The organism is Flavobacterium sp. (genome assembly GCF_031363805.1).
In the GTDB taxonomy this organism is placed as follows: domain Bacteria; phylum Bacteroidota; class Bacteroidia; order Flavobacteriales; family Flavobacteriaceae; genus Flavobacterium.
On record NZ_JANLVD010000089.1, the window covers coordinates 58,074 to 67,571 of the forward strand.

Here is a 9,498-nt window from a genome sequence, read left to right on the forward strand (position 1 = left end):
TTTTATTAATCTTTTTTACAAGGCGTACCTTTTATATTGAAGAGATTTAGTTTGAAAATTTACTAATAATCCAATTTCAGAATCTGCAAGTTTTAAATAATTTAGAATTTGTGCAATATGTTCATTAGAAAATTCTTTAACAGCTTTAATTTCTAAAATTATGTCTTCATTAACTATAAAGTCTGCATAGAATTTATGAGGCAAAATTTTCCCTTTGTATTCAATCGCAAATTCTTTTTCTCTTTCGAATATAATGTTATTTTCTTTAAATTCTATTTCTAGAGCGTCTTTATATATTATTTCAAGTAATCCCGGACCTAATATTCGGTGAACTTCCATGCAAATACCAATGATTTTATAAGTTTCTTCTTCTCTGTATCCTTCCATTATTTTATTTTTTTATTTGTCACAGATCTAAAACATTAAAAGGATTTTAAAAAAACCTGTGTAAATCTTTTTAATTTTTTACTAACTTTTTTAATTTATTTCTCTTGAGTCTATTTTACTTATTTGCCACAGATTAAAAAGATTAAAAGGATTTCAAAAAATCTGTGAAAATCTTTTTAATCTGTGGCAAAACTTTTAATTCATCTCAGAATATTCAACTGCAACACCTTTCAAAGTCCCACTAGTACAACTTTCAATTTTTACATTCACAAAATCACCAACTTTATAATTTTCCTTTGGAAAAACAACCGTAATACTTTGTGAATTTCTTCCAGAAAACTCTTCCTTAGATTTTTTTGATAATTTTTCAACCAAAACTTCAACGGTTTTTCCAATAAATTCTTCACTTCTTTGCCAAGCGTGCTTTTGTTGTAAATCTACAATTTCCTGTAATCTTCTTGCTTTGGTTTCTTCCATAACATCGTCTTTCATTTTGCGTCCAGCCAATGTTCCTGGTCGTTCAGAATAACTGTACATATAGCCAAAACTGTATTTTACATAGTCCATTAACGATAAAGTATCTTGATGATCTTCTTCTGTTTCTGTCGGAAAACCAGCAATCATGTCTTGGCTAATCGAACTTTCTGGGATTATGGTTTTAATTTTGTCTATCAACATCATATATTGTTCACGCGAATGCAAACGGTTCATTTCTTTTAAAATACGGTTACTTCCAGATTGAACCGGCAAATGAATGTGCTTGCAAATATTTGGATATTTCGCGATAACGTGCAACACACTTTCGTGCATATCTTGCGGATTCGAGGTAGAAAAACGAATTCTCATTTTAGGAAAACCAACAGCAACCATTTCCAATAAATTATCAAAATCTACCGAAGTTGCTTTTTGCATTTCACTCGCATTCATAAAATCCTTTTTCAATCCGCCACCATACCAAAGATAACTATCCACATTTTGACCCAAAAGCGTTATTTCTTTAAACCCTTTGTCCCACAAATCTTGAATCTCACTCATAATACTTTGCGGCTCACGACTGCGTTCACGCCCACGAGTAAAAGGCACCACGCAAAACGTACACATATTATCGCAACCACGAGTTATAGAAACCAAAGCTGTAATTCCGTTACTCATCAAACGCACTGGCGAAATGTCTCCGTAAGTTTCATCTTTAGATAAAATTACGTTTATAGCATCTCTGCCTTCTTCAACTTCAGCAAGTAAATTGGGTAAATCTTTGTATGCATCTGGACCAACAACCAAATCTACAATTTTTTCTTCGTCCAGAAATTTGTCTTTCAAACGTTCTGCCATACAACCCAAAACACCAACTTTCATTCTAGGATTTATTCTTTTTACCGCATTGTATTTCTCTAATCGTTTGCGAATAGTTTGCTCGGCTTTATCACGAATGGAACAAGTATTTACCAAAACCAAATCGGCTTCTTCCAATATTTGAGTAGTATTGTAGCCATTATTAGACAAGATGGAAGCCACAATTTCGCTATCGGAAAAATTCATAGCGCAACCATAACTCTCTATATAAAGTTTTTTTGTATTTTCTAGTTTTTTATCAAGAACTAAGCTTTGTCCTTGTTTTTCTTCTTCAATAATCTTTCCCATTCCTATTTTTCAAAGTGCAAATATAGAAATTTTGAAACAAATCTGACAAGATGGCAGTTATCATTTAACATATTTTTTTATTTAAAGCTATTCCCGCCATCCGCTATATCTTTTCCTTTTTAAAGAAAAAAGGAAAAGGATGTCGCTTCTGTCAGGGCTAAATAGCAATAATAATCGAAAATATTTTTAAAAATTTAACCAAAATGTCAAATTAAAAAAAAACTTCCTACTTTTGCCAAATCAATTAAAAAGCAAATGGCAAAGAATTTAGTAATAGTAGAGTCACCAGCAAAAGCAAAAACCATCGAGAAATTTCTTGGCTCAGATTACCAAGTAGAATCAAGTTATGGTCATATTGCCGATTTGCCTTCCAAAGAAATAGGAGTAGATGTCGAAAACGGATTCAAACCCAAATACGAAGTTTCAGCAGATAAAAAAGCATTGGTTACTAAACTTAAAGGACTAGCAAAAAAAGCTGATATGGTTTGGCTAGCTTCCGATGAGGATCGCGAAGGTGAAGCCATTTCTTGGCATTTATCAGAAGAATTAAATTTAGATAAAAACAAAACCAAACGAATTGTTTTTCACGAAATTACCAAAACTGCTATTCTAAAAGCAATCGATAATCCCAGAGAAATAGATTATAATTTAGTAAATGCGCAACAAGCCCGAAGGGTTTTAGATAGATTGGTTGGTTACGAATTGTCGCCAGTTTTGTGGAGAAAAATTAAAGGAGGACTTTCTGCTGGTCGTGTTCAATCGGTTTCTGTAAGATTAATTGTTGAACGTGAACGCGAGATTCAAAATTTTAAAACCATTGCTAGTTATTCAGTCGTTGCCGAGTTTGTGAATGAAGCTGGAAGAGCTTTTAAAGCCAAATTGCCAAAGAATTTTAATACGAAAAAAGAAGCCGAAGATTTTTTAGCTAAAAATATAGGTTCTAATTATAAAGTAGCCGATTTAGAAACTAAACCTACCAAAAAAACACCAGCTGGACCATTTACAACGTCAACTTTGCAACAAGAAGCGGCACGTAAATTATACCTTCCAGTAGGAATTACTATGCAATTGGCTCAACGATTATATGAAGCTGGACTCATTACTTATATGAGAACCGATTCTGTAAATCTTTCAAAAGACGCCATGGAAGCTGCGCAAGCCGAAATTATAAAATCGTACGGAAAAGAATTTTCAAAACCAAGAACATTTGTAAACAAAAGCAAAGGCGCACAGGAAGCGCATGAAGCCATTCGCCCCACAGATATGTCGCTTCACTCCGTAAATATTGATAGAGATCAGGCTCGCTTATACGATTTAATTTGGAAAAGAACTTTAGCATCACAAATGGCTGACGCCGAATTGGAACGTACCAACGTGAAAATTGAAGCCAATAATCATCAGGAAATTTTTTCTGCTTCAGGTGAAGTGATCAAGTTTGAAGGATTTTTAAAAGTTTATTTAGAAGGAAATGACGATGATGATGATGAGCAAGAAGGAATGTTGCCAGCAATGAAAGTCAATGAAAAATTGATTAACAATTACATCACAGCAACTGAAAGATATTCGCGTCCGCCAAGTCGTTATACCGAAGCTTCGTTAGTAAAAAAATTAGAAGAATTAGGAATTGGTCGTCCTTCAACATACGCACCAACTATTTCTACAATTATCAACAGAAGTTATGTTGAAAAAGGAACATTAGAAGGTCAAGAACGAAATTACACCCAATTGACATTGCAATCAGGAAAAGTTTCTGATAAAATGTTGAAAGAAAATACAGGTTCAGACAAAGGAAAACTTGTTCCAACAGATATCGGGACAATTGTTACCGATTTCTTAGTTAAGAATTTCGAAAATATTTTAGATTACAATTTCACAGCCAAAGTAGAGCAAGATTTTGACGAAATAGCAGAAGGAAACATCAATTGGACAAAAATGATGCAGGAGTTTTATGATAAATTCCATCCAACTGTTAAAGATGTTGAAGCGAATGCCGATAGGGAAAGTGGGGAAAGAATTTTAGGTACAGACCCAAAATCTGGAAAACCAGTTTCTGTTCGTTTGGGAAAATTTGGCCCAATGGCTCAAATCGGTGCGCCTGATGACGAAGATAAAAAATTCGCCAGTTTAATGAACGATCAGAATATTGGTAATATCTCATTGGAGGAAGTTTTGAATTTATTTTTACTCCCAAAAAATTTAGGAATTTACAAAGGAGAAGAAGTTGAAGTTTCTAATGGTCGTTATGGACCGTTTATCCGTTTTGGCACCATGTTCGTTTCATTGCCAAAAGGCGAAGAACCACTAAATGTTGATTTGGAAAGAGCACAAGAATTGATTGACGAAAAAATGCTTGCCGACGCTCCAGTAGCAGTTTACAAAGGAGAAGGCGTTCAGAAAGGAACAGGTCGTTTCGGTCCTTTCTTGAAATGGAACGGAATGTTTATCAACGTAAGTACAAAATATAATTTCAATAATTTATCACAACAAGATATAGAATTAATTATTGAAGATAAATTGCAAAAAAATATCGATAAAGTCATCCATAACTGGGAAGCAGAAGGGATTTTGGTTCAAAAAGCACGTTGGGGAAGAAGTGAAATAACCAAAGGTAAAATCAAAATAGAATTAAGTAAAGATTTTGATGCTACAAAATTGACATTGGCTGAAGCCCAAGAAATGATTGCCAAAAAAACACCAGCGAAAAAAGTGGCTACCAAAAAAACAACTACCGCAACCAAAAAACCTGCAGCTAAAAAAGCAGTTGCCAAAAAGAAATAAAATATGGCTTTAGATTTTCTAACACCATTAAATTCAGATATTCTTGAATATGTCAAAGAATTATCTTCTCAACATTTGGGAAGTAAAATTGTTTTTCATACGCATGATGATTTTCCAGATTTAAAAAAAATAAAAATTGCAATAATTGGAGTTTTAGAAAACAGAGGAAGTGAAGATTTTGATCAATATGTAAATTTAAATTATATTAGAAAAGAATTTTTTAATCTTTACCCAGGAAATTGGAATATTTCTATTGGAGATTTAGGAAATATTGAGCCAGGAGAAAAAATTGAAGATACCTATTTTGCAATTCAAAAATTGACTTCTTTTTTATTAAAGAACAATATTATTCCTATTCTAATTGGTGGGTCGCAAGATATAACTTATCCTTTGTACAGAGCATATGATGATCTTGAACAAATGGTCAATGTAATTTCTATTGACAATAAATTTGATTTTTCAAGAGAAAATGGAGTTTTATCTAATTCTTACCTTACGAAAATGATTGTTGAAGAGCCAAATAATCTGTTTAATTATACAAATATAGGTTATCAAACTTATTTTAATTCACAAGAAGAGATCGATTTGATAGAAAAGTTATTTTTTGAATCATATCGATTGGGAGAAATTTCAAATGATCCAACAATTTCGGAGCCAGTTTTTAGAGATGGGAATTTAGTAAGTATTGATTTAAATTCTATAAAATCCTCAGATTCAGGAAATTTTATTAATTTTGCACCCAATGGATTTTCGGGTAAGGAAATTTGCTCATTGGCAAGATACGCTGGAATTAGTGATAAAGTAACATGTTTAGGCATGTTTAACCATCAAAATACCAAACAGGAATCATTTTTAATAAGTCAAATATTATGGTATTTTATAGAAGGTATTCATTGCAGATCAAATGAATATCCTTTTGGAAGTAAGCAAGATTACATAAAATATATTGTTACTTTAGAAGAAGATTTAGTATTTTACAAGAGTAATATTACAAACAGATGGTGGATAGAAATATCAAATATTGGAAATAAAAACAATAAATTCAAAAAGACTACGTTATTTCCTTGTTCGCATCAAGATTATTTATTAGCTTGCAATGGTGAAGTGCCTGAAAGATGGTGGAAAAACCAAAGAAAAAACTTAATTTAACATAAATATTAACTATTCAAAAGGCATAATTTTAACAAGTTTAAATTTTTTTAAGGTTTTTTTAATAAAAAAATTGTTTATTTGAAAATAAATAAATAGGTTTACGCCCTTAAAACTAATGAAAACATACTTAACCCAAATTTATATGAAGAAGGTCGTTTTATTAACAGTATTGGTTTCTTTTTTCTACAGTTGTGGATCCAAAGACCAAGGTCAATTAGTTGGAGTAAAAGGTAAAGCTTGGCACCCAGAAAAACCTTACGGTATGACATTAATACCTGGAGGAGCTTACATTATGGGTAAATCTGATGATGATTTAGCTAATGTTCAAGATGCACCTACAAAAACAGTTACTGTTCGTTCATTTTATATGGACGAAACAGAAATTACGAACAGTGAGTACAGACAGTATGTTCATTGGGTTAGAGATTCAATCGTTAGAATGCGTTTGGCTATTTCTGCTGATGAACTAGGTCAAAAAAATGATCCTAAAGGCAAATCTTCCAAAAATGGTAGTATTGCTGATTATGCATTTGTTGATGCTGATACTACAAATATGAGCGTGTATGATAAATACATGTATGATAATTATTTTAGTGTTGGTACTGGAGATGATCCATATGCTGGGAGAAAATTGAATAAGAAAGTTCAATTAAAATGGAGTTCTGGTCAATACCCTGATGAATATTACACAGAAGTAATGGATTCAATGTACATTCCTGCTGATGAAGCTTACAATGGGCAAAGAACAATCGATGTTGATAAATTGAAATTCAGATATTCTTGGATGGATATTCAGTCAGCTGCCAAAGAAAAAGCGGGTCAACGTAAAAAATACATCCGTAAAGAAGAAGTAAAAATTTATCCTGATACAACAGTTTGGATAAAAGATTTTGCTTACTCCTATAATGAGCCAATGCATAATGATTATTTTTGGCATCAAGCATATAGTGACTATCCTGTAGTAGGTGTAAATTGGAAACAAGCAAAAGCATTTTGCGCTTGGAGAACTTTATATCACAATGGCGCTAGAAAAAGTCGTAATATTGAAAACGTAAATGCTTACAGACTTCCAACGGAAGCTGAATGGGAATACGCTGCACGCGGTGGTATTGAGTCAGGAACTTATCCTTGGGGTGGCCCGTATGCAAAAAATGACAGAGGTTGTTTTATGGCAAACTTTAAACCAAACAGGGGGGATTATGCAGCTGATCAAGCATTGTACACTGTTGAAGCGCAATCTTACGAAGCAAATGATTATGGTTTATATAATATGGCAGGAAACGTGTCGGAATGGACAGATTCTTCTTATGATCCAGCGGCTTATGAATATTTGTCAACTATGAATCCAAATGTTTCTGATCAAAGTAACATGCGTAAAGTTTTAAGAGGAGGATCATGGAAAGACGTAGCATATTATCTTCAAGTGAGTACTCGTGACTTTGAATATGCAGATACAGCAAGAAGCTACATAGGCTTCCGTACAATTCAAGATTATATGGGTACAAACACCACAGGAAATTCAAAAAAATAAACAACCAAACTTTATATTTTAACTTAACTAAATTTTATTATTATGGCAATTTTAAGCAAACAAACGATGAATTTCGCTTACGGTATGGGAGCGGCAGTGGTAATTATTGGAGCATTATTTAAATTAATGCACTGGCCTGGAGCAAGTTTAATGCTTATAGTAGGTCTAGGAACAGAAGCTTTAATTTTTGGATTATCTGCTTTTGACACTCCTGATAAAGATTTAGACTGGGCATTGGTTTATCCAGAATTAGATGGTGGCGATGCTACTGATAGATCTAATAAGAAAGAAGTTGAAGAAGCTCAAGGTTTATTATCTCAAAAGCTTGATGTAATGTTAAAAGATGCTAGAATTGATGCTGAGTTAATGTCTAGTTTAGGAAATAGCATTAGAAATTTTGAAGGTGCTGCAAAAAGTATTTCACCAACAGTAGAAGCTATGGGTGCTCAACGCAAATATGCAGAAGAAATGTCAATGGCTGCTGCACAAATGGAATCTTTAAACAGTTTATATAAAGTGCAATTGGAAAGTGCTTCACGTAATGCACAAGCAAATAGTGAAATTGCTGATAATGCATCAAAATTAAAAGAACAAATGCAATCAATGACTTCGAACATTGCTTCGTTGAACACCGTTTATGGTGGTATGTTGTCTGCTATGAGTAACAAAGGATAATTAGTTTTTAACTAAAAATTTATTTTATTAACAAAACTAATTAAAGAAAAATGGCAGGAGGAAAATTAACCCCTAGACAAAAGATGATTAACCTGATGTATCTGGTTTTCATCGCGATGTTGGCTTTAAATATGTCAAAAGAAGTATTGTCTGCTTTTGGTATATTAAATAATAAAATTGTTGAATCAAATGGTATTGCAGATACTCGTAATCAATCATCATTCGAACAACTAGCACAAAAGGCTTCTGATCAACCTTTGCAATATGGCGAAAAGAAAGCTAAAGTTGAAAAGATTCGTGCTTTATGTAAAGATTTTGAAAGTTATTTAGAAAACACTAAATCTGAATTCACTAAGGAATTTCCAAAAAATATAGATGGTAATTTACCATTTGAAGCTATGGATAAAGGTGATATGGTTGATGAAAAGTGGTTTAGTGGTGATAAAGCATCTGCTAAAGGTCAAGAATTTTTAGATAAAATTTCTGGATTCGCTTCAAAACTAAAATCAATAGGCGGTAGTTCAATTGCTGCTTCTGAAATGACAAAAATCAACAAAAGATTTAGTACGGAACCTGTTGTTTCAAAAACTGCCGGAACTACTCTACCTTGGTTAGAATATAATTATAAAGGTTTCCCATTAATTGCTACTGTTACCAAATTGTCTCAACTTCAATCAGATATTAAGACTACAGAAAGTGATATAATCAACGGTATGTTTCAATCTGATTTAGTCGCTGCAGCTTCATTAACAGCTTATCAACCAATTGTTGTTCCAGATAAAACTGCATTTTTTCAAGGTGAAACTGTAACAGGAAAAGTTATTCTTGGTAAATTTGATCCTTCATTAGTGGCTAAGTCTGTAATCGTAAATGGTACAAGTGTTAAAGCTGAAGCTGGACAAGCTAAGTTTTCATTCAGTGCTGGTGCAGTTGGTGAAAAAGAAATTACAGGATCTTTCAATTTTGATGAAAATGGGAAAGTGGTTAGTTTGCCAATTAAAGGCAACTATGTTGTTGTTCCAAGACCAAATTCTGCAACTATTTCTGCTGATAAAATGAATGTTGTTTATCGTGGTGTTCCTAACCCAATGACAATATCTTTTGCAGGAGTTACTTCAGACAAGGTAAATGCATCTGCGGCAGGAATGTCTAGAGGAAGCAAACCTGGACAATATACTTTAAATGCTGGTTCTGGTAGTTCGGTTATGATTAATGTAACAGCAACTTTACCTGATGGTAAAAAAGTATCTGACAAAAAAGAATTCCGTATCAAAGGTTTACCTGCACCTACTGGAAAAATACGTGGTGAAGTAGCAGCAAAAGGAGCAAAATCT

Annotated in this window: 7 protein-coding genes; 5 read left to right on the forward strand and 2 right to left on the reverse strand. The window is 33.0% G+C overall.

The window, feature by feature from the left end; all coding sequences use genetic code 11:
* Nucleotides 1-15: 15 nt before the first annotated feature.
* Both RMN92_RS05245 and miaB read right to left on the reverse strand, forming a co-directional pair.
* Complete coding sequence (locus RMN92_RS05245; protein ID WP_309608413.1) at nt 16-387, reverse strand: GxxExxY protein; 372 nt, start codon at nt 385-387, stop codon at nt 16-18.
* A 195-nt stretch (nt 388-582) separates the two neighbouring features.
* Nucleotides 583-2,028, reverse strand: coding sequence for a tRNA (N6-isopentenyl adenosine(37)-C2)-methylthiotransferase MiaB (gene miaB, locus RMN92_RS05250; RefSeq protein WP_309608414.1), 1,446 nt, complete (start codon nt 2,026-2,028; stop codon nt 583-585).
* Nucleotides 2,029-2,283: 255 nt separating this feature from the next.
* On the opposite strand from miaB, the gene topA reads away from it, so the two are divergent.
* The 5 genes from topA to gldM all read left to right on the forward strand — a co-directional run.
* Nucleotides 2,284-4,806 carry a type I DNA topoisomerase gene (topA, locus tag RMN92_RS05255; RefSeq protein ID WP_309608415.1) on the forward strand — a complete coding sequence of 841 codons (2,523 nt, stop codon included), beginning with the start codon at nt 2,284-2,286 and terminating at the stop codon, nt 4,804-4,806.
* Between the two features lie 3 nt (nt 4,807-4,809).
* The gene (locus RMN92_RS05260) at nt 4,810-5,955 is read left to right on the forward strand and encodes a formimidoylglutamase (RefSeq protein WP_309608416.1); all 1,146 of its coding nucleotides are present in this window, start codon (nt 4,810-4,812) and stop codon (nt 5,953-5,955) included.
* A gap of 145 nt (nt 5,956-6,100) precedes the next feature.
* Complete coding sequence (gene gldK, locus RMN92_RS05265; RefSeq protein ID WP_309608420.1) at nt 6,101-7,489, forward strand: gliding motility lipoprotein GldK; 1,389 nt, start codon at nt 6,101-6,103, stop codon at nt 7,487-7,489.
* Between the two features lie 42 nt (nt 7,490-7,531).
* On the forward strand, nt 7,532-8,164 hold the full coding sequence (gene gldL / locus RMN92_RS05270; RefSeq protein WP_309608417.1) for a gliding motility protein GldL: 633 nt from the start codon (nt 7,532-7,534) through the stop codon (nt 8,162-8,164).
* A gap of 95 nt (nt 8,165-8,259) precedes the next feature.
* Nucleotides 8,260-9,498 (forward strand): gliding motility protein GldM (gene gldM / locus RMN92_RS05275; RefSeq protein ID WP_409024845.1); only part of this gene is annotated, 1,239 nt, incomplete at its 3' end.

What these genes read in the sequence shown, in the direction of transcription:
- RMN92_RS05260 (WP_309608416.1), top strand. Translation starts at nt 4,810, where the DNA reads ATGGCTTTAGATTTTCTAACACCATTAAATTCAGATATTCTTGAATAT.
- gldL (WP_309608417.1), top strand. Translation starts at nt 7,532, where the DNA reads ATGGCAATTTTAAGCAAACAAACGATGAATTTCGCTTACGGTATGGGA.
- gldK (WP_309608420.1), top strand. Translation starts at nt 6,101, where the DNA reads ATGAAGAAGGTCGTTTTATTAACAGTATTGGTTTCTTTTTTCTACAGT.
- miaB (WP_309608414.1), bottom strand. Translation starts at nt 2,028, where the DNA reads ATGGGAAAGATTATTGAAGAAGAAAAACAAGGACAAAGCTTAGTTCTT.
- topA (WP_309608415.1), top strand. Translation starts at nt 2,284, where the DNA reads ATGGCAAAGAATTTAGTAATAGTAGAGTCACCAGCAAAAGCAAAAACC.
- RMN92_RS05245 (WP_309608413.1), bottom strand. Translation starts at nt 387, where the DNA reads ATGGAAGGATACAGAGAAGAAGAAACTTATAAAATCATTGGTATTTGC.